The sequence below is a fragment of the Ktedonobacter sp. SOSP1-52 genome (assembly GCF_016587395.1).
On the sequence record NZ_BNJH01000001.1, the window covers coordinates 1,161,626 to 1,185,915 of the forward strand.

The following is a 24,290-nucleotide window of genomic DNA, read 5'->3' on the forward strand; positions in this document are numbered from 1 at the left end:
TTCTATATATATGTACGTGTGTAGCAAATTGAATTTATTCTCATATATCCGCATGTAGGGAAACATATGGTTAATTGTGAAGCGGATGTTGAAAAGGACTACTTCGCTATGGGTGTCAGCCAGCCTTCTATAAGTACGCGAGATCACCGCAGGCATGCTCAAGGGCCGAGCAAAAGGGTGCGCTTCTCGCTTCTCTTCCTTCTCTGTATGGGTATGCTGTCGGGGCTGCTTACGGCATGTGGAGGTGACGCTCATCTGCAACAGGATGCGCAGCAGCAACAGAAGTCTTTTGAGCAGGCATTGAGTCATGCTCAGAGCGTGGGCGTGCCCAACACACTATTGCAGCCGATTGAGAAACAGCAGCAGGACCTCCAGTCTTCCTCTGCGCCCTGGAACTTTTTTGATGCCAGTATTGTCGATGACTACTATCGCAATCTCTCCCAGCGCTACGGTGCACTCTCGATTCAGACCGAGGGCTTGATAGACTCCTCGACCGATCGCTATCGCCAGCAGGCTGTAAGCGACCTCGATCATCTTCAGAGCAGCCTCGCCAACAAGCAAAAAGAGAACTTCCCTCTGGATACGCTGACGAAATTTTATCAGCAGAATATGAGCCAGGAGCAGAAGGCACAGTATCCCAAGGATTATCTCGCGATCAGCGCCAATGCGAAAGAGGCGCTGGCGACGCTGAACCAGATGCCTACCACGCTTCAGAAACTTCAGACGCTCAAGGATATCATTGATTTGATGAAGGAGAGTAAGCAGGACTCAAGTACTCTCCAGAAGCAATATGATGGCAATTACAGCGAGATCTCAAAAGCACTGAAGTCGCAGGAACTGACCCAGGTCGAGAAGAATATTGATAAGCAGACTGAGCAGGCGGCGGGAAGTTTCCAGAAATTGATCCCGCAACTGGTCAAAAACAAGGTCGACCAGTATGATACCCAGGTGCAGCAGCTTAAGACCTATGGCGTTGATAACACACAGTACCAGAAGGTCTCCGGTGATCTGCATACAAAAGGGGATAGCGTCAAAAATCTTCAGGACTACCTGGCCTTTGCCAAGGTCTATAACAGCGATCTACAGGGGATGCAGAAAGATCTGACGATGGGCAAGGCCTCCTACGAGATCAAGCAGTTCCACCAGGAGGTCGCGAACTGGGGTGGCGCGCATGTCTATCACAACCCATATGATGGCAAGGATTACTGGCCGGATATGGGGTATATGACCAAGGGCATCGGCGAGGACCTGGATCGCGAGTTGAGCTCCGCCTCAAAGCTAGCGGATTACCAGCAGGTCCTGACAGATGTCGAGAATGAGGCCTTCCACCTGCAAATGTACGAGACCGACTTCAACGACAAGACGCCCTATACCCAGTCGCATGCCACAGATATCCAGCTACTCCAGCACTATAAACTAATGGGAACACAGGTGATCGTCGTCTCGTTCGCTGAGCAGGCTCTGCGCCTGTATGAGAACGGTGTCGTGGTCAGGTCCTTCCAGATCACGGCAGGTCGCCCAGAATTGCCCGCGGTACCGGGACTCTGGTCGGTGATGTGGCGCAAGACCAAGACCGTCTTTAAGTCACCTTATCCCAAGGGATCGCCCTACTACTACGCGGATACGCCCATCAACTACGCGATCATGTATCACGAGGGTGGATACTTCCTGCATGACTCCTGGTGGCGCAATGACTATGGTCCAGGGACGCAGTACTTCCATCGTGACTCCAGCGGCAATACCAGCGCCAACTATGGCACACATGGTTGTGTCAATATGCCAACCGACCAGGCTGCCTGGCTCTATGATCACACCAGTTATAACACCTCAATTTTGATGTATTAGGCCATCTGAGAAAAATACTGGACCCGCCGCATTCGCGGCGGGTCCAGTATTTTTCTCAGATGATGTTATCAGGTCATATGGCTCAGGCGGGTATGAGGTGCTGGCTGGTCCATTTGGCGCGGGTGATTTCGTAGACATGCCGGGTCTCGCCATGTTCTCGCTGATGCATCCCTAGTTTTGTAAGTATTTGCGCCAGGGTCTGCTCCAGCGTCGGATTCTCCTCATGGGTGTGGGCGATGATACGTTCAATCCCCAGAACGCGGAAACCATAAGCCAGGCAGGCGGTCGTGGCCTCAGTGGCGAAGTCGTGCTCCCAATACTCTGAGGTGAGCGAATATGTCAGTTCTATCTCGTCCTTGGTACGAGTCAGACCACAGAGCCCCGCTGGTTGGTGTTTACCGCGCTCGAAGACGCTCCAGCAGCCGAAGCCGTACTGGTCCCAATGGCGTAGTACGTTAGTGATGCACTGATGCGTCTCCTCCTGTGTGAGCGCGTCTCCCGATGGCTGGTGAAGCTCATCCGCAAGCCAGCGTTGAAATAGCACCTCGCCATCCTGCTGCGTGGGGCGGCGCAGTACCAGGTGTTCGGTCTCAAGTTCAGTGGTCAGCGTGTACTGACTATGGTCTGAGGCCTGCTTTCCTTGCTTATGCACGTCTTCCTTCTGCCTTTCTGCTAATCGATACACTGCTTCTGCAAAACCAGTTTATAGCTTCCCTTGTGGTATATAACGAACGAATGAACGAAGATTATTGATGAATTGAACCTTTTGCGAGATTTGGAGACGAAAGAAAGGGGCTAAGCGGGCTTTTCAGGCTGATTAAGCAGGTAAGCAGGTACACAAAAGTACATGATGAGACATTTGGGTATATGCATGATGTAGACGCGTACTTTAGTAGCGTCGTCCCAATTCGCTTTCTCATATAGTGGTTATAATCAGACATTATATATCTGGATGCAATTTATCCAGATCTGTAAGCAGACTTTTCGCGCCTACGGCGCTCACAGGGTAGGGGTATTTGGGGCCATGGTTGGGCATTCGCCCAACCATGGCCCCAAATACCCCATTACCATCCCGCACTCCTTCCGTTTGAACCAAACTACGTTTCTCTGTAATCGCGCTCACCGGTTGCGGGGTTGTAGTACACTTCCATAAGTCGCTTGCTGGTTGGATCAATGAAACGCTCGCCAGTGGGCTGCCAATGCTCCTGTGTTCGATCCACCCGAGTGCGGTATCTTTGGCGCTCCAGGAGCATGGCGCAGATCAGAATGAAGCCATTCACTGCGAGATACAAAACCAGCCAGAGCGTTGCATGGACAATGAACAGCAATACAGCCGCACCAATCAAGTAGAGTAACCCGTATACAATGATCCCTCTCCGCAGCATGCTGCTCCCTACCTCTCTGGCTCGACCACCACTGCCGTGCCATAGGCCACGATTTCACTCATCGTGCTGCCAATCTCCGCGGAATCAAACTGCATCCGCACAACCGCGTTCGCACCCATAGCCGTGGCATTTTGGACCATGCGGTCAATCGCGTGCCGGCGCGCATCCTCCAGGAGGGCGGTGTATTCCTTTATCTCGCCGCCTCCAAGGGAGCGCAGGCCCGCCATGATGTTTCCCCCCAGGCCTCGGCTGCGCACCACCACGCCAAAAACCTGTCCTTTTGTTTCCACAATCCGATGCTGGGCGATTCCTTCTGTCGTGACAATGAGCATGACTTTCTCCTTTAGTTATAGATGTGTGCAGGTGTCCTGCACACATCTATAAAAACAGTGTGTAAAAAACCTTGAAACGAATTCGCGCATTCACCTGGGAATGTTCTTTTACACCTGAGCTTTGCTTCTTCGGTCCGTAACCTCTACTCAAGCGTGAGCAGTCAGCCACTCTTGAATGCTAGCCAGCGTCTGCGGGTCCAGGCGGGTATCGGGGCCATTATAGCTCTCCGTTATCTCGGCAGGTACCAACTCCGACCGAGGCCGCAGTTCTTGCTTGAGGACGTGATTGGCGTTCTCTGGGAAGAGAAAGGTCACTTCCTCCCGTCCCGCAGCAGCCTGCTCAAGCTTCTCACCATCAGCCTGCCAGTCGATCTGGAGGTCCTTCTTCCCAATGATGACCAGCACCGGAACATTCACCTGCCTGAGCAGGGGAGCCGCATCGGCCGTCCAGAGCTCACGGGCAAAGGGCAGGTTGGCTGGGGTTTCCAGGCCCTTCAGCAGCATTTGGACCCCCTCCGGTAGTGCTGGATCCGGGACGATGGGCTCTCCTGCCAGGAAGCGGGCGATGGCAGCATCGTAGAGCGCTAGCAACGCATCTCCATTTGGGACGCGAGCTGCCTGCGCGGCCAATTGGGCGTGCGCAACCGTGCCAACGGGCTGTCCAGGAGGGCCGGTGAGCACGAGTCCCGCGAACGGAGTCTCGGGGTTGTGCAGTTGGTAGTTCAGGGCGTGAAGAGTTCCTTCGCTGTTGGCGAGCGCGAAGATCCTGTTGTGACGCACGTACTCCTGGCCTGCCATGACGTGTACCGCTCCAGCGAGTTCGTCGACATGGCTCTGCATGCTCAATTTGCCGATCAGCAGTGGCACATTCTCGCGTGCATGGGGGCCGGAAGCACGCTTGTCGTAGCGCAGTGAGGCGATCCCTGTCCGTGCTAATGCCTCCGCAAGGAGACGCGCGCTGCCATTGGTTCCTGGCAGGAGTGGGGAATTCCAATCGCGGTCAGTCGGGCCGCTGCCCGCTACCATGACGACAGCAGGAAAAGGTCCGGGGCCAGATGGTCTGACCAAGGTGCCATACATGGTTGTCTCGCCCATCGGCCAGGTGACTTCCGAGCTCTCTCCATACAAATCCTGATCAGTCATTCTGTATATCCTTTCACGATCTCTTTTTTCTTTCCGGGGTTTGCCCACAGATGCACTATGATCCCCTCCCTGAGTGAATGACGCACAACCCTGCTAATACGCTCGCTTGCGAAACAGGGGAATCGCCAGTGCCACCGGCACAATAGCCGCAACGAGGCAGATAAGCAACGCTTTCAGCGGGAATATCGTCCCCTGATAGGCCGCAAAATTGGACCAGTAGAAAGTCAGGCTCCAGGCATTGAGCGTGGCATTTGGAATGAGACCCGGAATACTCAGCAGCAGCGTGAACAAGAGTGAAAAAATCAGGGGCCGGAGCACATCATGAAACAGCACCGAGAAAAGCAGTGCCAGGCCCAGGACAAAGAGCATCCCCAGCCAGAGCAGGACCGTCGAGATCAGCACTCCGCCCACATTTTGCGGATGGCCCACAATTGCCGCCGCGATGAGAATGGCGATGCCGCTCAGCAACATCACCCCTAGCAGAATGAGCGCGCTGACCAGGTACTTCGTCAGCAACACACGATCACGACTCACTGGCTTGCTCAACAGAAAGAAAATCGTTCCTTTGTTGACCTCACTGGCAATCAGGCTAGCCCCCAGCACGGCCGCCAGAATCGCCAGGATCTCTGGCCCATTCTTCGAGAACCACTGCGACCAGACATACCCATCATAGCTGCCTGTAAGCTGTTGAATCGGCCCCTGCAATTGTGAAGGAATCTGCTGGACTGCGTCGCCAGTCAACTGACCCGCCAGCACATTTTTGATCAGATCATACGTGCTTGCCAGTGCAGTAGCGGCAATGACTGCTACTACACCGCCGATGATGGCCTTCCAGCGCGCCTCAATGAACTCCTTAACGACCATTGCGTTCCTCTTTCATGTAGGTCAGGAAGAGATCTTCCAGATCGAGATCAACGATGTCCACATCGCGCAGCGCGTGGGGCCGCGCCTGAATCGTCTGCGAGAGGGACTCTACATTGCCATGTGTCAGCAACCTCACACTACGCCCCTCCTGCTCCAGGCTCATCACGCCCGGCAGGCCGCGCAGCGTGGTTACTTCCGCTGCCGGTGGGCGTTCAACGTAGGTCAGCTTCAAAACCTTCTGTGTTTGCTTCAAATGGTCTAATTCATCGCACACAATCAGCTTCCCATCGCGGATAATGCCCACCCAGTCGGCTACCGCTTCTACCTCGGAGAGAATGTGCGAAGAGAAAAAGATCGTCTTGCCCTGGGCAGCAATCTCGGCCACCAGCTGGTTCAAAACCTGGTGGCGTGCCACCGGGTCCAGTCCCGCTGTTGGCTCGTCCAGAATCAGCAGATCGGGATTGCTGCCCATCAGCAGGCTGAGCGCCAGCTGCGATTTCATCCCCTTGGAAAAGGTGCCAACTTTGCGCTTCGTTGGCAGCCCAAACAGGCTCACATAGTGGTCCACCATCTCTTGATCCCACTGTGTGCTGACTGAGCGGCAGAAGGCGCAGTGCTGCGGGATCGTCAGAAAATCGTACAGGCTGTTGACCTCGCTCATATAGCCCACGCGACCCCGCACCTCCAGGCTTTGTGAGACTGCGTCATAGCCCAACACGCGCACGCTGCCGCCATCTGGCTTGCGCAATCCCAGCATTGTTTTGATCGTCGTCGTCTTGCCTGCACCATTGGGACCGAGAAAGCCAAAGATGGCCCCTGCTGGCACGGTCAAGCTCAACCCATTCACTGCTGGGCGCTTGCCATATTTCACCTCCAGGTTCTGGAGTTCAATAGCTGCCGATGTCGTGCCTTTTGTTTCCAGCTGATTCATTGCTCCCACAGACGCGCTACTCCTTTTCAAAGAACTGCTGTTGACCAGGGATGGCTCCTGTCTGCTTGCCATCAATGTTCTCCTCTTGTCTGTCTTGCTGGCCGCGATAGAAGCGGGTCAGCTCTCTCTCAAAACAGTCGCGCACCTCTTGCTCACTGATTCCAAGATTTGCAGCATCACGCACCAGCGCACTTATCTGCTTAAAGAGCGCATCAAGCTGGTGCTGGCGCAGCGCGCCATTCAAGTTCGCGGTTACAAGCGTTCCTACTCCCTGGCGACTCTCAATTAACCCTAGCCTTGCCAACTCATCATAAGCCTTGACAATGGTATTTGGCGCAATGGTAAGCTCGCTTGCCAGTTGGCGCACCGTGGGCAATTGATCGCCGGTCTGCAGGATGCCGATCTCTAGCGCATGCGTGATTTGTTGCACCAGTTGCACATAGATCGGCACACCACTGCGAGGATTGACATCGAGCCAGTTTGGCATCCTTCATCTCCTCCGCTGAATTGTATCAGACATATAATACATTGAAACATTGGTACAGTCAAGGACAATGGTAGGTAGCCGCGTACGCAAGTAGCGGGATCAGTGGTGTATACTGTAGAGCAGGCTGGAGATAGAGAGGGTGCCGGGCCGCGATGGCTGGCGCATCTAAGGGAAGGATATTTTTATGGCGAGAACGATTCAGGAAGTGCTTGATCTGATCATTGCGGCGGTGCCGGGGGCGCCGCAGGCTGGTTCGGTCGATGTATTGAAGAGTGGCGATCCAGCGTGGGAGGTAACGGGAATCGTAACGACCTTTACGGCCTCGATGGATGTGTTGCGCCAGGCGGTCGAGCTGGGCGCGAACCTGGTGATTACACATGAACCTACCTACTACAATCACTATGATAGTGACTGGCTGGCTGGCGATCCCGTGGTGCAGGCTAAGCGTGCCTTTATTGAGGAACATAAGCTGGCGATCTTCCGCTTTCACGATTACTGGCATATGCATAAGCCTGATGGCATTGTTACCGGCATGGTCAAGGTCCTGGGCTGGGAGGCCTATAAACAGGAGGATGAATGGATGGTGGTGGTGATCCCTGGGATGACGGTCGGGAAACTGGCGGCCAGCCTGAAAGAGAAACTGGCGTTGCCAATTGCGCGCGTCGTGGGCGAGCCGGAACAGCCCTGTGAACGCATCGGACTGATTGTGGGCGCGATGGGAGGCGAGTTCCAGATCAAGGCCTTCGAGCGCTGGCAGCTGGACGCGATTATTTGTGGCGAGACCTCTGAGTGGCAGACGTGCGAGTATGTGCGTGACGCCAATGCGCTGGGCTTCAACAAGGCTCTGCTCATCGCCGGACACGCCAAAAGCGAGGAAGAGGGCATGCGCTATCTCGTTGAATGGCTCCAGCCCAAGGTTCCTGAGCTTTCGATCACCTATATTGCCGTAGGCGACCCGGTCTCTCTCCTCTGACCTCTCGCGCCTGTGGCGCTCGCCTTAATATTGGTGTGGTGGTCGAGCCATGACAGCCGAGGGCTGTCATGGCTCGACCACCACACGACAACCAGATGTAGTAGCCGCGTACGCAAGTAGCGGGAAAGTGAGCTGTATGAGAGTAACTGTCTGTGAGTTGCCCGATGAGCGGCAGGCCTTTGCTCCCGCCTGGGAAGCGCTTGTGGCCTATGTCAAAGAGCAGAAGAGCGAGCTGGTGCTGTTGCCGGAGTTGCCCTTCTCGGCCTGGTTCGCGCGGACACCTGAGTTCGAGGCTGGAGCCTGGCAGCGGGCCGAGACGGAGCATGAGGTGATGATGAAGCGCCTGCCAGAGTTGGCGCCTGCGACCGTCCTGGGAACGCATCTGCTGACCGAGGAGGGGCGACATCTCAATCGCGGTTTCTCCTGGTCGTCTGCTGATGGCTACAGGGGCATTCATGATAAATACTATTTTCCCAACGAAGAGGATTTCTATGAGCGGCGCTGGTTTGACCGCAGCCCGCGTGATTTCACGGTGGCGCATGTGCAGCAGGACCTGGCGCTTGGTTTCCTGATCTGTACCGAGGTCATGTTCAGTGAGTGGGCCAGGCACTATGGACGGCAGGGCGCGAATATCATCGCCGTGCCCCGCGCCGCGACCAGGCATGAGCGCTGGGTGATCGCGCCCCAGATGGCCGCGATTGCCTCCGGCGCCTTTGTGCTCTCATCCAACCGCGTGGATGAACATCTGTTTAGTGGGCGCGGCCTGGTAATCGATCCCGATGGCAAGCTGCTGGCCGAGACATCACGTGAAAAGCCATTTGTTACAGTCGACATCGACCTGGAGCAGAGCACGCAGGCGAAGCGAACCTACCCACGCGACGTCGTAGAGTAAGGGTGCGCTACTTACGTACGCACATGCTGCTCTTCTCCAACATTTTGTGGTAATATACTCCACAATATCGATACACGTCATTCCAGGTACGAGGCCTGCATGTCCCCGAATGGGGGGTTAAGGAGATGCTCATGCCCGAAGAGCGCAAACTGGTTACCATTCTTTTCGCCGATGTTACTGGCTCGACCGCCCTGGCCGACTCCCTTGATCCCGAGGATGTGCGCGCCCTGATGAGCCGCTACTATGATCATGCGCGCCGTGTGATTACCCCGCGTGGTGGCACGCTGGAGAAGTTTATTGGCGACGCGGTGATGGCGATCTTTGGGCTGTATCAGGCGCATGAGGATGATGCTGAACGGGCCCTGGCCTCTGCCCTGGCGTTACGCGAGGCCGTCGCCAGCGATGAAATTCTCAGCCCCGTCTTCCGCCTGCGTATTGGAGTGAATACTGGCGAGGTAATTGCCACCAATAATCCTGACCGCCTGGATTTCCTCGTCACGGGCGATGCCGTGAACGTCTCGGCGCGCTTGCAACAGGGTGCCAATCCAGGCGAGATTATTGTGAGCGAGCGTACGGCTAACGCGACACGCAAAGCCTTTCTCTTTGAAGAGCCGCGCCTGCTCCAGGCCAAAGGGAAGCCACAGCCATTGCAGATTTTTCCTCTGAAGTGCAAGCGGGCCACGCGCCTGGTGGAGCGCCATCCCTTTGTGGGGCGTGTCCAGGATCTACGCCAACTGGAGATTTTAAAGGAGCGCGTCCTGCAAGAGCGTAGCTCGCGGGTGGTTTCCATTGTTGGCCAGGCGGGCACGGGTAAGTCGCGCCTCCTGGAGGAATTTCTCACACAGATCAAGCCTGAAGAGGGTCTGCGCGTCGCCTCCGCGCAGTGCCTCCCCTATGGCGAGACACTGACCTACTGGCCTCTGCGGGGCCTGCTGACCCAGTTGCTAGGCAATCCTCCCGAGAAGGAGCAGGTGCAGGCCATCTATCAGCAAGGGGGCTATGAGAGCATAGACGCGGCCCGCCTGGCTGACTTGATCATGACCACCCTCGGTATGGAAGAGGATGGCGAGAAACGAGAGCGCAAGGCTCCTTCTGCGATTCCAGAAGGTTTACCTTCAATGCCAGAAGGCCTGAGGCTGAATTTGAGCGGCGCTGAGGCCAGAGATGTATTTGCGAGCTTTAATAAGAGGCTTATAGGCAACTTCAAGCAGTCTAACGCCTTGAAGCGCCTGGGCGACCTTAGAAACGGGACAAAATCTGGCAAACAGACTATAGGTGATTCCGCTAAAAAAATCTTTAACCTGGACTCCTTACTGGAATTAGATGGGCTGGATGAACTGGTCAGTTTGACTAGTTCTTCCCCTGGGCCAAAGGATGGCGAGCGCCTGGGAGCGCTTGGGGAGAAGCTGCGAGTGAGTGGCGAGGCCCTCAGGGACGCGATTAATGAGAGCGTCTATAGTACGCTACGCGAGGTTGTGCCCTCGCGCTTCCTGGCGACGGACCGTGAGAGTCTCTTTGCCGCCTGGCGCCTGCTTATTGAACTGCTGGCCCGCCAGGCTCCCCGCGTCGTTGTCTTTGAAGATCTGCACTGGGTTAGCGACGCCTTGCTTGACCTGGTGGAACATATAGTACAGCTCGGGACCGCCGCCCCCATCTTGTTTGTAATCTTAAGTCGTCCAGAGCTGCTTGAGCGCCGGGCAAGCTGGCGTGATAATCGCTGGCAGATGACCGTCCTGACGTTGGAGCCATTGGCAGAGGCGGAGACGCAAGAACTGCTTGAGCGGGTACAGGCTGATGTGCCGGATAGGATCAGGCGCCAGATTGCCGAGCGCTCAGGTGGCAATCCCTTCTTCACGCTTGAACTGTTGCGTGGGTATGCTGAGCGCGCGCAACGCGGCGAGGTGGACGCTAACCTGGATTTGCCCGATACCGTGCACGCGGCTATCCTGGCACGTATCGATCTCTTGTCCCGTCAGGAGCGCTCCTTGCTGCAAGCGGCCTCCGTCTCCAAGCGCGCCTTCAGTCGCCAGTTGCTCATGGCTCTTATGGATGAGTATGAATTGGATGCGGCCCTGGATGGCTTGAAGAGCCGCAATATGCTTATGGCCCTCGACGAGGAGCGGTATACCTTCCAGCATGTACTTATTCGCGACGTGGCCTATGGAACTCTGGCGCGTCCTGAACGCATTCGCCTGCACGGCAAGACCGCGCTCTGGCTCGAAGACCTTAGCGTCCAACAACCCGGCGGGCGCGACGACTACATTGAACTAAGCGCCTATCATTACCGGAAGGCCGTGGAACTGGCGCGCCAGTCGGCGGTGCCTCTGGCTCTGCCCTTCAAAACAGAGCGCGCGGCCCAGGCTTTTGAGCGTGCGGGCCTCTACGCGGGGCGCTCTGGCGTCTTCTCCGAGGCCAGTTGTTACCTGCAACTAGCCATCGATCTCGCGCCCCCTTCCCAACATGCGCGCCTGTACGAGATGCTAGGCGAGAGCGTCTCATATGGTGATATCTCATTTGAGGCCTATCAGAAAGCGCTCGCAAGCTGGCGTGCGGATACAGTGCGTCAGCCACAGGTGGGTGCGCGGCTCATACGCAAGTTGCTTATGGAGGGTACGCGTAACTCGCTGGTATCCAGGTTCTCCATAGAGGAGAGAGAGGCGTTACAGCGGGAGGCCCTGGCCCTGCTTGAAGGTACAAACGACGAGGACGAGCGCTGGCGTATTCGCCTGTCAGAATGCTTCAGCCCGCAAGTATGTTATAGCGAGAATGACCCCGGTGAGAATGACCCCGCCCGACTGAGCTTGATTAAGGAGAAGAGGAGCCTGGCTGAGCAGGCGGTGAACTATTTTGAGCGGCGTCACTACTGGGAGGCGCTCAGCGAGGCGCTGGACGCATATGGCGTACTCTCAATCTCCTCGCATGCCCTGCCGGAGGCCCTGGCTGCGATGGAGCGTCGGCTCACCATTCCAGATCTCCCAATTACCGAATGGGCGGACGCGGTCGGCTCTGTGGTCTGCTGTCTCTTCCTCATGGGCGACTATGCCTGCTGCATTACCAGCGTGCATGAGACATTCGCGAATCTGAAGCCGGGCCAGCCTGTCGCACGCCTGGGCAAAGTTGTGAGCTATGGTCTGCTGGCTGCCTATCTCTCTGGCCGCTGGGAGGAGATGGAGAAACTGCTGTCCAGGCTGGACGAGATTCATGAACTGGTGCTCTATGATCCCTCCGCCTCGGTTCAGCTCGCGCGTGGCTATCATGCCATGCTCCTGATGGCGCTCGCCCGCGAGGATCGTGCTCTAATCGACACGCTAATCTCGAAGTTACTCAAAGACACCCTGCCCCATGGAGAAGTCTTTCTGAGCGTGATCGATGCCATCGTGGAGGATGATGTGCATAAACTGCCCCAGGAGAGGCCCGCTCAAGTGAGCGATATGCTCAGCGTGGCCCTGCTGCTCTTCGTGAACGAGCATGGATTCCCGCTTTCGGAGGAGATGCTGGGGCATGTCAGGGACATTGGCGATGGAGATCGCCGCCTCCGCGAGATCGCCCTCGCTCTCACCTCGAATGACCTGTCCCGCCTGGCGCACGCGATTGACGAGGCCGAAGCCCACAAGTTAGTCCACCACGCGGCGCGCATGCGCATCATCATGGCCGAGCGCAGCCATGATCCTAAGCCCTTAGCCCTTGCCCGTCCCGTGCTAGAGCGCCTGGGCGACCGCCAATTCCTGCGCCGTCTCGAAGAGGTTATAAAATAGGATAGTAGATGTGGTGGTATGGGTTGGCAGCCTCAGACTGCCAACCCATACCACCACATCTACTATCCTATTAATTACTCTCCTACGGGGAAGGTGATGTAGAAGGTGGAACCCTGGCCCTCCTCGGAGTCGAAGCAGATGGAGCCGCCCATTAGTTCGATGAGTTCGTGGCAGAGGTAGAGTCCCAGGCCGATCCCTGGGATCTGGCGGGCGCGAACGTTATCGGCGCGCATAAAGCGCCCAAAGATACGTCCGTGCTGCTGTTTGGGGATGCCAATGCCTTGATCCTGTACTTTGCCGAGGATGCGTTGCCGCTCAGGTTCCTCTTTGAATGCGACCAGGATGGGGCCACCCTCGGGGCTGTATTTGATAGCGTTATCGATGATGTTGCGCATGATCTGCTCCAGGCGTGAGGGGTCGACGTGCGCAAGCATGGTTTCGCTGCTGGCCTGAAATTCGATCTGGTGCCTGCTGGTTGTAGCCTGGAGGTGTGCAGTCACCTGTTGGATGAGTGGCACAATATTGACTGACTGGACATTGAGAACGAGTCGCCCGGCTTGCAGACGGGTGACATCGAGCAAGTCTTCAGTCAGCGATGACAGACTGTTTGTTGTCTCTGTTATAGCAGCTATGGCCTTCTGTTGGTGTGGTGTGAAGGTAGGTATGTTCTCTGCTTTGGCGTCTCTTTGTAAGAGATCCGCATAGCTGGCAAGGGTGTTCAGAGGGGTTTGTAGTTCGTGGGCGACGATTTCCACAAACTCATCTTTGAGATATTCGGCCTCCTTGATAGCGGTAATGTCTTGATACATGAGTAGTACGGCACGCTCAGAGGCTGGTAACCCCATGTTGGCGGGAAGCTCGAATGGTTCCGCGTAGATCAGGATGGGAAGCCGTTTTCCGTCGTGGCGGCGCACAATTGATTGTAGACCACGCACATACTCTCCCTTCTTGAACGCCCGAAAAGTGGCCATCTCATCTGGCGCAAATGGTTGTCCCTGGGCATTTAGGATGGTGATATCGTGTGTGCGAAGAAACTCAAGCAATGGTTGGAGAAATGGCCACTGAGTACCCCATACCTGATGGGCGGAACGATTCGCAAAAAGGAGGCGCGCATCCGCTCCCGCCAGCAGGAAGACGCCGCAGGATAAGCTGTCAAGAATGCGGAGGAAGAAAGAATTACTGCCGGGTGTTCCTACCTGGGAAGGCTGCTCCTGGCGCCGGTGCTTGGTAATGTCACGGTTGACCTCCAGGATGGCCTGGGGCTTGCCCTGATCATCACGTATAAGCACCTGGCGGCTCTCCACTACTATGGTGCGCCCATCACGGCTGGTATGCGTCAATTCACCTTCCCACGCTCCCTTTTGCTCAAGGGCCTCGTCGGTCGCGGCCTGGCTCTGGGGAAAGTGTGTTTCCAGCAGGCTATGCGTGACTCGGCCCAGGGCTTCCTGTTCGCTCCAGCCATAGAGCTGCTCTGCTCCGCGATTCCAGAAGAGGATACGGCTGACTGGATCGCGTATGAGAATGGCGTCAGCAGCTAGATTGACGAGATTGGTTAAGAGGCTCAAGTGTAAGGCCTGCGTCGGATGTTTCCGTTCCTCGACCTTGTGGTCGGTCATATCATGAATGACGCCCAGGGCATGGAGCTTATCATCAAGCATAAGCTGATGCAGGTTGATTTCTACCGGAAACTCAGTACCATCCTTCTTTTGTCCATACAACTCCAGACCCTCTGCTTTGGGATAGTTTTGTGGAATGGCGAAGTACTGCTCTCGCTCATAAAGTGAGGCCTCGTGAAGGTAGGATGGAAAGAGAAACTCAAATGATGCTCCATACAGCTCTTTCTCTGCATATCCAAAAAGCTCCTCTGTATGTTTATTCGCCATAACAATCTTCCCTGCCTCGTCGAGTAACAGCAGGGCATCCAAAGAAATATCTAGAAGTATATGAAGATGGGCGCATGGAATCTGCCTGGGTGGAGATGAGGCAGAGAACTGCTGGTTAAAATCCTCTGTATCAGACATTGCAAAGCTTCTCTTTCTTAAGCCACATACTTCATATCCGAACACCCTGAGCGCGAAGCGCTAGTCACGCCAGTGACGTTGGGTTTCAGAATAAGATCATATTATGTATGGAATATCCTCTCTCTTCTATTTTAGTGGATAGACAATGCGTGAAGTAGAAAAGTGACACATGCATCTCAGGTGATTTGCACTTTTTATTATCCTATAGGTATATGGTTGATTTAATCATTTTATAGAGAGGAAACTGATATGAAGAGAGTCATCCTATTTGTGGCCCTTTGCATGTTCGCAGGCGTTCTAGCCTTTTCCCATATTTCTCATGCCTCTGCGCATGAGAATCGTTATGCCGTCAAAATGGGAGGTGGATTTGCTACTGGCAATGGGAACACCATTGATCCGCAACAGTATGGAATCAGCACTGACCCGCAAAATACCGATCAGCAGCAAGGCGCGACCACTACTGACCAGCAGCAGGGCGCGACCACTACTGATCAGCAGCAGGATGCGACCACTAGCGACCAGCAGCAAGGTGCGACCACTAGTGACCAGCAGCAGGACGTGACGAATACTGATCAGCAGCAAGGCGCGACCACTAGTGACCAGCAGCAAGGCGCGACCACTACTGACCAGCAGCAGGGTGCGACGAACACCGATCAGCAGCAAGGCGCGACCACTAGTGACCAGCAGCAGGGCGCGACGAACACCGATCAGCAGCAGGGCGCGACCACTAGTGACCAGCAGCAGGGCGCGACGAACACCGATCAGCAGCAGGGCGCGACGAACACCAATCAGCAGCAGGGCGCGACTAGCGACACGGATACCCAGAATCAGTAATTTGGGTAGATAGCCCTGGCGAAACAGCGTCGCAAGTAAGTCCATGCTTGCATGGGTCCTACAGGTAAATTGAGACCCAGGAAAAAAGAGCTTTCCGGCAAAACTTTGCCGGAAAGCTCTTTTTTCCTGGACAAATTGTATCTCATCATGGTATATTTAAGTTATGGAATATCCAGGATAAAAAATATCCAAGATGAACAGTGACATGAATTTGAAGGAGGATCATATGACTCAGCGAATTGAATATACTAAAGCCGCGCCCGGAGCAGTGAAAGCAATGTACCAGCTTGAGCATTATGTGCGCAATTGTGGTATAGAGCATTCTCTTCTGGAACTGGTCAAGTTCCGCGCCTCGCAGATCAATGGATGTGCCTATTGTATGGATATGCACACGAAGGATGCACGCGCGGCGGGGAGAGCGAGCAGCGTCTCTATTTGCTCTCGGTCTGGCGCGAGACTTCATTCTATAGCGAGCGTGAGCAGGCGGCCCTGGAGTGGACCGAGGCCCTGACACTGCTGCCGAGCAATGATGTCCCCGATGAGCTTTATGAGCGCGTACATGCGCAGTTTAATGATGAGGAGTTGACCAACCTGACGCTGGCCATCGTCGCCATCAATGGATGGAACCGCTTCGGAGTTGGCTTCCGCTCCGAGCCAGGAACTTACCAGCCCGCGCAGCAGCGCTAACGGGTTTTTGAAAAAAGAGAGTATCCAGGCTCGCGGGTGGAAGACCCGCGAGCCTGGATACTCTCTTTTTTTACAGTTTTTATGAGGAAGTGGCCTGGCTCTGGTCGTGTTCGGTGTCTTGCTTGATACCCAGGCGGCGGCGGACCTCGAGCGCGCGAAGGACGGCGTCGCGGCTCAAGATGCCCAGCAGGCGGCCATTTTCGACCACGGGGAGCTGGTTGATGTCGCGGTCATTGAGCAGGGTGATGACATCGCGCAGGTTTTGCCCTGGCGCGACAACGTGTAACTGGGAGACTGGCTTCATGACGAAGCCAACGGGGGTAGTGGCCCATTGTTCGCGTGGGATATGGCGAATATCGCTGAGCGTGATCAGGCCCGCGAACTGCTCGCCCTGTGTTATCAACGCCGAGCGCAGACCCTGCGGGAGGATATACTCATCGATGAGGCGCTGGAGCGAGATATTGGCGGGAATGAGGATTATATTATGGCTCATGACATCCTGAACGGTAATATTGTGGAAGGTATCCTCGAAGGTACTCTGGGCACGTGCCGCCTGGGAGGCGCTAAGCATAAACCAGCCGATAAAGGCGATCCAGATACCGCCAAAGCTGTTTCCGCTGAAGAAGAGGAAGATACCCCAGATGATAAAGCTGATCGCGACCACCTGCCCGATAGCGGCGGCGATATTCGTGGCGCGATTGATATTGCCCGTAAACTTCCAGACAATAGCGCGCAGGATGCGCCCGCCATCCAGTGGGTAGCCGGGAATCAGATTAAAGAGGCCAAGCAATAGGTTGGCTGCCCCCAGGTAGAGTAAGATGGCCGCGATAGGGTTATCCGCGCCCCTGGTCAAGAGGGCCCAGAGCGCGTAACAGATCCCGCTTATGAGCAGGCTGGCCAAAGGGCCAACGATTGCGACCTGGAAATCGGCCCCCGCGCTCCGTGGCTCGCGCTCGATGTTAGAGACACCGCCAAAGATGAAGAGCGTAATGTTTTTCACAGGCAGGCCACGCGCTCGCGCGACAAACGAATGCGCCAGCTCATGCAGGAGCACGGAGACAAAGAGGAGCAGCGCCGAGACCAGGCCGAGCAGAAAATAAGTACTACTCGTAAAGCCCGGAAAAGATCGAGGAAACAGCCCGGTCGAGAGCGAGATGGTCAGGAGCAAGAGGATAATAATCCAGCTAAGATTGATATGGATATCAATGCCCGCGATAGTAGCGATGCGAAATGAGCCAGGCATGACAGTACTCCTTGTGATATCACCAGGTACAGGTACTCTTACTCTGATCACGGAGAAAGCCAGAAGTTGGTTACCATTCCCTTGCTTTTGCAAGTAGCGGGCAATTGAAAGGGAGCTTGGAGAAAGCATACTGGGGGGCGTAAGGGGTAGTGTGGAGCGTCCTGGCCCAGGACGCTCTACACTACCATATCACCCTTAAGCTGTTTGCTGATCGCTACATTCGATGATGTGTGAGGGGGGAAAGTCCTTTCCCGGCCTGGCAACTGATTGCAGGCGCAATTGGAGCGCAGAGGTGCCATAGGTGCCGGGGAAATGCAAGAGGAACTCTTGCTCATCTTTATAGCCAGAGGGAACGAGCTTGAGGATATCATCGCGGGAGGAATCGGAGGAGGTTAGCAGGACTGTGGCGCCGAAATATTGCCATAAGCGGTAGGCAAGCACGCGTGCCTGGCGTTCGTTGGTGCCTTCGACATCCAGGATAATGAGCGATGGCGGATCCTGCATGTCCTTGATCTCTTCTACGAGCTGTTCACTGGCCACAAGATAGTTCTCTTCAGAGAGGGCCTCTAGCTCGAAGAAGGAGATCGGAGTGTGCTGGACGGGGAGATCGATGTCCGACTGGTAGGTTGTGTACCAGGCGCGTGCCCGTTGTCCAAGGTCCTGCAATTTCTCGGTGGAGCAGAAAGCTACCGAACCAGGATGAACCAGATGCCCAAACCAGGATTTGCCAGTGGCGGAGCAGAGCGCCCAATCGAGCAGGAGCAGCGATCTACCAACGTGGAGCGGGCCTTGCATAACGGTAAGTTCTCCCCGAGGGAGGATGTGCTCAATTAACCAGGTGAGACCAGGAGTCGCGTTTTTCATATGTGTCCTCGATCTTGCCAGGGGTGGAGACCACCCAATGAGTACGCCTTGTGCGGGATTGCCAGTGAGAGCGTTGGGAAGGTCGCCCTCTTGTCTCCTTATTATTCATTATTTATGTCTATAAGTCAAAGGTTTGAATAAAGAATTGACACAATGTATACAAAATATGTAAATCCTGCCTTTTGCCTTTAGGGACGTGCTTGAAATTGGGATGCCCTATTGTATAGTTCTGCTTGCAGGCAGGGAAGGCTGTTGAGGCATACGGGGAAAGAATATCTCATCTGGTATGTGGTATCTCAATAGGAAAAAGCGCCATTGCCAGCCCTTGGGCTGGCAATGGCGCTTTTTCCTATTGAGATACTATATTTTAGGTATTCTAATCGGTCCAGGTCCAGTCGCGGATCTCGGGCATGTCTTCGAGGTGGGCGCGGACGTAGGCATGGTGCTTGGCAAGCAGATCGTTACATTCGGCGATCAGGGCCGGAGTGAGTCCACGAACGCGCCGGGCGCGGCGCAGCACCTCAATGCAGAGGTGGTAGCGGCTCATGCCGTTGAGCACCACCATGTCGAAGGGAGTCGTGGTGGTGCCCTCTTCGTTGAAGCCGCGTACGTGGAAGCGTTCCTCGTTAGCGCGACCGTGCACGATTTCGTGAACGGCGCGTGGATAGCCGTGAAAGGCGAAGACGACCGGTTTGTCTTCGGTAAAATGCTCGACGAATTTGGCCTCCTCCATGCCGTGAGGATGGAGATAGGGGGGATAGAGCGTCATCAGGTCGACCACATTGACCACGCGTACTTTTAGCTCCGGGATGTGCTGGCGTAGCCACCAGGTCGCCGCGATGGTCTCCAGGGTGGGAATATCGCCCGCGCAGGCCATGACCACGTCCGGCTCAACACCCTGGTCGTTGCTGGCCCACTGCCAGGTCGAGAGGCCGCGTGTGCAGTGATCGATGGCATCTTGCATATTGAGCCATTGGAGTTGGGGCTGCTTATCGATCACAATCAGGTTGACATAGTTGCGGCTGCGCAGGCAGTGATCGGCCACCGAGAGGAGGCAGTTGGCATCGGGTGGCAGGTAGATACGCGCCACGGTTCCTTTCTTGGAGAGCACGGTATCGATCAGGCCGGGTCCCTGGTGGCTGAACCCGTTGTGATCGTTGCGCCAGCAGGTTGAGGTCAGCAGGATATTGAGTGAGGAGATATCCGCGCGCCAGGGCAGCTTGATGCCTTCCTCCATCCACTTGGAATGCTGGATGGTCATGGAGGCCGAGACCATGGAGAAGGCCTCATAGGTGGCGAAGATGCCATGGCGTCCGGTGAGGAGATAGCCCTCCAGCCAGCCCTGGCAGAGATGCTCGCTTAAGACCTCCATCACGCGCCCATCGGGCGAGAGATTGTCATCATCGCTGATAATTGGCTCGACGAAGCAGCGATTCTCGACCTCAAACACATTGCCCAGGCGGTTGGAGTTGGTCTCGTCGGGACAGAAGAGGCGGAAGTTCTGCTGCTCTCTATTGGCGGAGAAGATGTCGCGCATCCACATGCCGAGCTGGCGCGTGGACTCATGCCGCTCTGTAGCAGGCTTCTTGACACCCAGAGCGTAATCGGTAAAGAGTGGGAGATGCAGATCCTGGAGCAGGAGACCGCCATTGGCGTGAGGATTGGCGCCCATGCGGCGCGCGCCCTGTGGTGCTAACTCCGCCAGTTCGGAGATAAGCCTTCCATTCTCGTCAAAGATCTCGCCTGGCTGGTAGCTGCGCATCCACTCTTCGAGCATGTGCAGATGCTCTGGATTGTTTTTGACCTCGGCGATGGGAACCTGGTGTGCGCGGTAGGTCCCCTCGATGCGTTTGCCATCGACCTCCTTTGGCCCGGTCCAGCCTTTGGGAGTACGCAGGATGATCGCGGGCCAGGGGGGCACGTCCTGGACGCCGTGTGAGCGGGCATGCTCCTGGCAGGCGCGAATCTTCTCATAGCAGGTATCAAGTAGCTCGGCGAAGGCGCGGTGCATCTGCATGGGATCGTCGCCCTCCAGGAAATGCACATCGTAGCCATAGCCAGAGATTAATCTGCGAATGCGCTCATCAGAGGCACGCCCCAGCACCGTGGGACTGGAGATTTTATAGCCATTGAGGTGGAGGATGGGAAGGACCGCGCCATCGCGGATAGGATTGAGATAGCTCAGACTCTTCCAGGCGCCCTCAAGCGGCGCGGTCTCCGCCTCGCCGTCGCCGATCACCGCCGCCACAATTAGATCAGGATTGTCGAAGGCCGCGCCAAAGGCATGCGAGAGCACATAGCCCAGCTCACCGCCCTCGTGAATGGAGCCAGGGGTAGGAACGCTAACGTGGCTGGGAATGCCGCCTGGAGTCGAGAACTGGCGGAAGAGCCTATGCATCCCATCGTGATCCTGTGTGATATGGGGATAGACCTCGCTATAGGTGCCCTCCAGGTAGACATTGGCCACGATAGCGGGTCCGCCGTGGCCGGGTCCCGCCAAGTAGATCATATTAGCGTCGCGCTCCTTGATGAGGCGATTAAGGTGGACATAGATAAAGCTCAGACCGGGCGAGGTCCCCCAGTGGCCCAGCAGGCGGGGTTTGATATGTTCGGGGCAAAGCGGCTCTCGTAAGAGAGGATTAGCCTGCAAATAGATCTGGCCGACAGTCAGATAGTTGGCCGCATTCCAGTAACGATGCATGCGTTCAAGCTGAGGCTGGTCGAGTTGCGCCATGACACTCTCCTTGATACAGAGAATTATGCCTTTTACTTTTATGATAACTATATTCTTACAAAGGGCCATTCCCCAGTAGGGTCCATGCTGGCATGGACTCCGAGCGTAGCGATACTCTTGCACCTGGGTATTGGCCTGCGGGCCGGGCGAGTCCATGCCAGCATGGACCCTACGCCTCTTCGCGAGCCACTTCTAACACGTGTGGTTGCATGTATGCGTTACGCTTGGCATAAGCAAGTTATGTATATTCTATACATCATGCGCCCCCGCGGCGCCGGAGGGGGAGGCGAGGAGGTAGCCGATGCCGACCTTGGTGAGCAGGTAGCGTGGGTGCGAGGGATCGGGCTCCAGCTTGCGGCGCAGGCGGTTGATATTGACCTGGAGCATATGGCTCTCGCCTATGTACTCGCTCCCCCAGACGTGTTCGAGTAGCTGGTCATGAGTGACGATGCGCCCCATGTTCTGTGCCATGTAGGCAAGCAGGCGGTATTCGATAGGTGTGAGGGAGAGCTCTTTTGTGCCCTTGATGATAAGATGCTGTGAATAGTCAATGGTCAATTCGCCGATGCTGGCACGCGTGCGCGCAGCCTGGCCTGGCTCGCTGGCACTGAAGCGTGAGCGGCGTAGGACCGCGCGCACGCGTGCCAGGAGCTCTTCAATACTAAAAGGCTTTGTCAGGTAGTCATCGGCGCCCAGGTCCAGCCCCTTGACCTTATCGCGATCCTGTCCACGGGCCGTAATGATGATAATGGGCACCATTGAGAACTCGCGAATATGCTTGCAGACGGTAAAGCCATCCACCCTGGGCATCATGACATCAAGTAAAATAAGGTCGGGAAGCTGTTTCTCTACGATGGCCAGGGCCTGTTCCCCGTCGCTGGCTGTGAGTACCTCGTAGTCTTCTAGCTCCAGGTTGCGCGAGACGAGCCGTAAAAGCTGTGAGTCGTCGTCAGCGGTGAGAATGACGGTTTTTTTCGCGGGCATATGTTTATGCTTCCTCTTCTCGTGGAGATATGTAGTGGTAGCCAGACAGAACACACGCATCTCTATCATGTGTGTATCTGCATGTATTGTGCCGGAAATGCCTCTATTTGTAAAGTGTTTATCTCAACAAAAAAGTGGAGCGAGAATTCTTTCACGAGGTTTTAATACCTTTTATCTTGTTATCCACCTTAAATTCTATTATTATAGACTCATGAAAATAAGCGCTTATTTGAAAAACAATGTATGGTTACAACGCTTTGGGAAGCGGCGCCAGAGTACGGAACAGAGCGCCCGCAAGTTTGCCGCTCTCTATAAAGTAGGAACTGCGCTCTCTAGCGAGCTAGACGAGAAGAAGTTGCTGCACCTGATCGCTGAGACGGCCTGCCAGTTGACGGGAGCGGAGTTCGTGGCCTTTACCTTGCGCCCCCTGAATGAGTTCGGTCAGCCGATAACTCCTGTTGGCGGGAATGCGTTTTACCTGGCGGCGGTCGTGGGGGTTTCGTCTCAGCAAGAGCATTTTTTTCAGCATATGTCTTTCAAGGGCGAGGGGCTGCTCGCGCCCATTTTCTGGGAGGGGGTGTCAGTGCGCATCGCCGATGTTCTGGCGCATGGGCGTACGGCTGGTGTGCATCACCACGATATGTCGCCTGAGTGGATTAAAGCGGGACGCCAGGCTGCTGTGGACTACGCGCAAGGGCGCGCTTCGAAGGAGAAGCTACTCAGCGTGGGGGTGCCTAAGAACCATCCCATGGTGCGGAGCTTTCTGGGTGTGCCCTTGCTGGATCGCTCATCTGTCGCGCGCGGAGGCTTGCTGTTGGGTCATGGCATACGATATGCCCCGTACCATTATATATAGGCGCGTGCTTTAGCAGAGCAGTTCCTCCACCACGACGTTCTCCGTGCCATCATTACGTTGTAGTGGGATAGGTTGTTTGAAGTGCCTCTTCAATTGATCCCGTGCTCTGGTAAGCTTGAATGAGCGCGTGGGCGGGCGTCTTCTTCTCCCGCAGGAGGGTGTAGAGGGGGCGCAGGTAGGCGTGATCGGAATCATCACATAGCGCCTTGCTCGCGGCCTCAAGGATGTTCCACGCTCCCTCTTCAATGCGCGCATCCGCGAAGCCTTTGCGGGCCGCCACCTGGTGTAGAGCCGTATCTGGTACTAGCAGTCGTTCTGGCAACGTCTCGTCCAGTAGCAGGCCCTTGAGGAGCGCCAGCAAGGCGGCGTAAAGCGTGAAGTCCGCGCAGCTATCGCAGGCCTTGAACTCGATACGCCCCACCTCGGCCGGGAGGCGCGCTTGCTTGGTCAGCGAGGGCGAGCTGGCAATCAGGTCCTCAGGGCGTTCGAGAAAAATCATGGTGGCGGGCCGGATACCCGTACGAATGAAGGTGCGCACCGAAAGCCCTTCCCAGGCCTTTCCCTCGTAAAAAGGTGAGCTTGCGCTAAAAGGCACGATAAAGGGGCTATAGTAGGTTAGCTTCTTCCCCGCGTCGATGATCTCAGCATTACTCATCTCCTGTAATGACAGGTTGAGGTCAGGACCATAGGTCACCATGGGGAGAAAGGCTGTGCGTTTCTCAGGCGAGAGCACGCGGCGCTGCTGCTCGTAGGCATTCAGGGGTGGATTGGGAGTGAAGGCGCGCTGATAGGGGTGATAACTCACAAGCACCGGGGTAAAGCCCTCCGCGTGCGCGACCTGTCTTAGAAGGTCAAAGCTCTCCGTCAATTCCTGCACCGCGCCCGCGATGGATGAATGGATGGTCGTACGTATCTCGATGCCCTTGGGGGGACAGGCGGTGACCCCTCCCTCCAGGCTATAGCGCTCGAAGCCCTCGATATACCAGCGCTTGACCTTGATACCAGCATCCCCGATACGTAGCTGCGGATAATCGGCTTCATAACGTGGTAACTGCGCTACAATCCGATCAAACTCTTCAAAGGTGGTATTGGTATAATCGGCGAAAACTCCTTGCCGGTTGAGAAAGGCGACCTCATGCTCGATGCCAAATGCAAACATCTCTGCTCCTCAGGCTGAAGCTAGCATTACAAGATCCGCTTCTACAAGGACATTGACGGCTGGCAAAAGAAGCCACTGGCCTGGCTTCAGATGGGGCAATAGAACACAGCTTACTTGTGACATTTACAAATAAGCATTACTATGTATTATGCTCAAAAATAAACTTATCGGTAAAATAGTACACGGCACAGAGCAATCAGTCAAGGGCATTACCCTCTATCTCTCTATCCTACAGCCATATGACAAAGCTATCGGTTACTTAAATAGAGAAAGGCGGCATTTTGTTCGGGCATACGCCCGA

General features: G+C 55.5%; 19 protein-coding genes and 1 pseudogene. 6 read left to right on the forward strand and 14 right to left on the reverse strand.

Going from position 1 to position 24,290, the window contains the following annotated elements:
• Positions 1–66 precede the first annotated feature (66 nt).
• Complete coding sequence (locus tag JMJ16_RS05255) at positions 67–1,845, forward strand: L,D-transpeptidase family protein (protein ID WP_201379004.1); 1,779 nt, start codon at positions 67–69, stop codon at positions 1,843–1,845.
• Positions 1,846–1,927: 82 nt separating this feature from the next.
• Here the strand turns inward: JMJ16_RS05255 and JMJ16_RS05260 are convergent, their stop codons facing one another.
• From JMJ16_RS05260 to JMJ16_RS05290, 7 genes are all read right to left on the reverse strand, one after another.
• Entirely contained in the window at positions 1,928–2,497 is a 570-nt protein-coding gene (locus tag JMJ16_RS05260) for a GNAT family N-acetyltransferase (RefSeq protein WP_201379006.1), read from the reverse strand.
• Positions 2,498–2,942: 445 nt separating this feature from the next.
• Positions 2,943–3,230 carry a hypothetical protein gene (locus JMJ16_RS05265; RefSeq protein WP_201379008.1) on the reverse strand — a complete coding sequence of 96 codons (288 nt, stop codon included), beginning with the start codon at positions 3,228–3,230 and terminating at the stop codon, positions 2,943–2,945.
• 8 nt (positions 3,231–3,238) lie between these two features.
• The gene (locus JMJ16_RS05270) at positions 3,239–3,562 is read right to left on the reverse strand and encodes a heavy metal-binding domain-containing protein (RefSeq protein ID WP_007915116.1); all 324 of its coding nucleotides are present in this window, start codon (positions 3,560–3,562) and stop codon (positions 3,239–3,241) included.
• Between the two features lie 147 nt (positions 3,563–3,709).
• A complete protein-coding gene (locus JMJ16_RS05275) occupies positions 3,710–4,705 on the reverse strand; it encodes a S9 family peptidase (protein ID WP_201379010.1) in 996 nt (331 codons plus the stop codon).
• 93 nt (positions 4,706–4,798) lie between these two features.
• Complete coding sequence (locus tag JMJ16_RS05280; protein WP_201379012.1) at positions 4,799–5,569, reverse strand: ABC transporter permease; 771 nt, start codon at positions 5,567–5,569, stop codon at positions 4,799–4,801.
• Positions 5,559–6,500: an ABC transporter ATP-binding protein gene (locus JMJ16_RS05285; protein WP_236601536.1), complete on the reverse strand. Its 942-nt coding sequence runs from the start codon at positions 6,498–6,500 to the stop codon at positions 5,559–5,561. The genes JMJ16_RS05280 and JMJ16_RS05285 overlap by 11 nt, the downstream gene beginning before the upstream one ends.
• A 16-nt stretch (positions 6,501–6,516) precedes the next feature.
• Positions 6,517–6,987 (reverse strand): GntR family transcriptional regulator, encoded by a 471-nt coding sequence (locus JMJ16_RS05290; RefSeq protein WP_201379015.1) that lies wholly within the window; start codon positions 6,985–6,987, stop codon positions 6,517–6,519.
• Between the two features lie 184 nt (positions 6,988–7,171).
• Here JMJ16_RS05290 and JMJ16_RS05295 point away from each other — a divergent pair, with 184 nt between their 5' ends.
• From JMJ16_RS05295 to JMJ16_RS05305, 3 genes are all read left to right on the forward strand, one after another.
• On the forward strand, positions 7,172–7,960 hold the full coding sequence (locus JMJ16_RS05295; RefSeq protein WP_201379016.1) for a Nif3-like dinuclear metal center hexameric protein: 789 nt from the start codon (positions 7,172–7,174) through the stop codon (positions 7,958–7,960).
• A 136-nt stretch (positions 7,961–8,096) separates the two neighbouring features.
• Positions 8,097–8,852, forward strand: a complete 756-nt coding sequence (locus JMJ16_RS05300) for a carbon-nitrogen hydrolase family protein (protein ID WP_201379017.1) — start codon at positions 8,097–8,099, stop codon at positions 8,850–8,852.
• A gap of 131 nt (positions 8,853–8,983) precedes the next feature.
• Positions 8,984–12,607 (forward strand): adenylate/guanylate cyclase domain-containing protein, encoded by a 3,624-nt coding sequence (locus tag JMJ16_RS05305; protein ID WP_201379018.1) that lies wholly within the window; start codon positions 8,984–8,986, stop codon positions 12,605–12,607.
• 74 nt (positions 12,608–12,681) lie between these two features.
• Here the strand turns inward: JMJ16_RS05305 and JMJ16_RS05310 are convergent, their stop codons facing one another.
• Complete coding sequence (locus tag JMJ16_RS05310; RefSeq protein WP_201379019.1) at positions 12,682–14,628, reverse strand: PAS domain-containing sensor histidine kinase; 1,947 nt, start codon at positions 14,626–14,628, stop codon at positions 12,682–12,684.
• A gap of 297 nt (positions 14,629–14,925) precedes the next feature.
• Positions 14,926–15,507: a hypothetical protein gene (locus JMJ16_RS05315; protein WP_201379020.1), complete on the reverse strand. Its 582-nt coding sequence runs from the start codon at positions 15,505–15,507 to the stop codon at positions 14,926–14,928.
• A 181-nt stretch (positions 15,508–15,688) separates the two neighbouring features.
• On the opposite strand from JMJ16_RS05315, the pseudogene JMJ16_RS05320 reads away from it, so the two are divergent.
• A pseudogene (locus JMJ16_RS05320) lies at positions 15,689–16,149 on the forward strand (carboxymuconolactone decarboxylase family protein).
• Between the two features lie 79 nt (positions 16,150–16,228).
• Here JMJ16_RS05320 and JMJ16_RS05325 read toward each other — a convergent pair.
• The 4 genes from JMJ16_RS05325 to JMJ16_RS05340 all read right to left on the reverse strand — a co-directional run bounded on the left by JMJ16_RS05325 (position 16,229) and on the right by JMJ16_RS05340 (position 21,974).
• Positions 16,229–17,392, reverse strand: a complete 1,164-nt coding sequence (locus tag JMJ16_RS05325) for a site-2 protease family protein (protein ID WP_201379021.1) — start codon at positions 17,390–17,392, stop codon at positions 16,229–16,231.
• A gap of 195 nt (positions 17,393–17,587) precedes the next feature.
• Positions 17,588–18,256 carry an AAA family ATPase gene (locus tag JMJ16_RS05330; RefSeq protein WP_201379023.1) on the reverse strand — a complete coding sequence of 223 codons (669 nt, stop codon included), beginning with the start codon at positions 18,254–18,256 and terminating at the stop codon, positions 17,588–17,590.
• Positions 18,257–18,632: 376 nt separating this feature from the next.
• Positions 18,633–20,990, reverse strand: coding sequence for a phosphoketolase (locus JMJ16_RS05335; RefSeq protein ID WP_201379025.1), 2,358 nt, complete (start codon positions 20,988–20,990; stop codon positions 18,633–18,635).
• 249 nt (positions 20,991–21,239) lie between these two features.
• Entirely contained in the window at positions 21,240–21,974 is a 735-nt protein-coding gene (locus JMJ16_RS05340; RefSeq protein WP_201379027.1) for a response regulator transcription factor, read from the reverse strand.
• Positions 21,975–22,203: 229 nt separating this feature from the next.
• Here JMJ16_RS05340 and JMJ16_RS05345 point away from each other — a divergent pair, with 229 nt between their 5' ends.
• On the forward strand, positions 22,204–22,830 hold the full coding sequence (locus JMJ16_RS05345) for a hypothetical protein (RefSeq protein WP_201379029.1): 627 nt from the start codon (positions 22,204–22,206) through the stop codon (positions 22,828–22,830).
• Positions 22,831–22,882: 52 nt separating this feature from the next.
• Here JMJ16_RS05345 and JMJ16_RS05350 read toward each other — a convergent pair whose 3' ends face one another.
• A complete protein-coding gene (locus JMJ16_RS05350) occupies positions 22,883–23,989 on the reverse strand; it encodes a glutamate-cysteine ligase family protein (RefSeq protein WP_201379031.1) in 1,107 nt (368 codons plus the stop codon).
• Between the last annotated feature and the right edge of the window lie 301 nt (positions 23,990–24,290).

Excerpts from the sequence above, each read along its gene's own strand:
- JMJ16_RS05255 (WP_201379004.1), top strand. The coding sequence starts at position 67 with ATGGTTAATTGTGAAGCGGATGTTGAAAAGGACTACTTCGCTATGGGT.
- JMJ16_RS05265 (WP_201379008.1), bottom strand. The coding sequence starts at position 3,230 with ATGCTGCGGAGAGGGATCATTGTATACGGGTTACTCTACTTGATTGGT.
- JMJ16_RS05270 (WP_007915116.1), bottom strand. The coding sequence starts at position 3,562 with ATGCTCATTGTCACGACAGAAGGAATCGCCCAGCATCGGATTGTGGAA.
- JMJ16_RS05275 (WP_201379010.1), bottom strand. The coding sequence starts at position 4,705 with ATGACTGATCAGGATTTGTATGGAGAGAGCTCGGAAGTCACCTGGCCG.
- JMJ16_RS05280 (WP_201379012.1), bottom strand. The coding sequence starts at position 5,569 with ATGGTCGTTAAGGAGTTCATTGAGGCGCGCTGGAAGGCCATCATCGGC.
- JMJ16_RS05285 (WP_236601536.1), bottom strand. The coding sequence starts at position 6,500 with ATGAATCAGCTGGAAACAAAAGGCACGACATCGGCAGCTATTGAACTC.
- JMJ16_RS05290 (WP_201379015.1), bottom strand. The coding sequence starts at position 6,987 with ATGCCAAACTGGCTCGATGTCAATCCTCGCAGTGGTGTGCCGATCTAT.
- JMJ16_RS05295 (WP_201379016.1), top strand. The coding sequence starts at position 7,172 with ATGGCGAGAACGATTCAGGAAGTGCTTGATCTGATCATTGCGGCGGTG.
- JMJ16_RS05300 (WP_201379017.1), top strand. The coding sequence starts at position 8,097 with ATGAGAGTAACTGTCTGTGAGTTGCCCGATGAGCGGCAGGCCTTTGCT.
- JMJ16_RS05305 (WP_201379018.1), top strand. The coding sequence starts at position 8,984 with ATGCCCGAAGAGCGCAAACTGGTTACCATTCTTTTCGCCGATGTTACT.
- JMJ16_RS05310 (WP_201379019.1), bottom strand. The coding sequence starts at position 14,628 with ATGTCTGATACAGAGGATTTTAACCAGCAGTTCTCTGCCTCATCTCCA.
- JMJ16_RS05315 (WP_201379020.1), bottom strand. The coding sequence starts at position 15,507 with ATGGACTTACTTGCGACGCTGTTTCGCCAGGGCTATCTACCCAAATTA.
- JMJ16_RS05325 (WP_201379021.1), bottom strand. The coding sequence starts at position 17,392 with ATGCCTGGCTCATTTCGCATCGCTACTATCGCGGGCATTGATATCCAT.
- JMJ16_RS05330 (WP_201379023.1), bottom strand. The coding sequence starts at position 18,256 with ATGAAAAACGCGACTCCTGGTCTCACCTGGTTAATTGAGCACATCCTC.
- JMJ16_RS05335 (WP_201379025.1), bottom strand. The coding sequence starts at position 20,990 with ATGGCGCAACTCGACCAGCCTCAGCTTGAACGCATGCATCGTTACTGG.
- JMJ16_RS05340 (WP_201379027.1), bottom strand. The coding sequence starts at position 21,974 with ATGCCCGCGAAAAAAACCGTCATTCTCACCGCTGACGACGACTCACAG.
- JMJ16_RS05350 (WP_201379031.1), bottom strand. The coding sequence starts at position 23,989 with ATGTTTGCATTTGGCATCGAGCATGAGGTCGCCTTTCTCAACCGGCAA.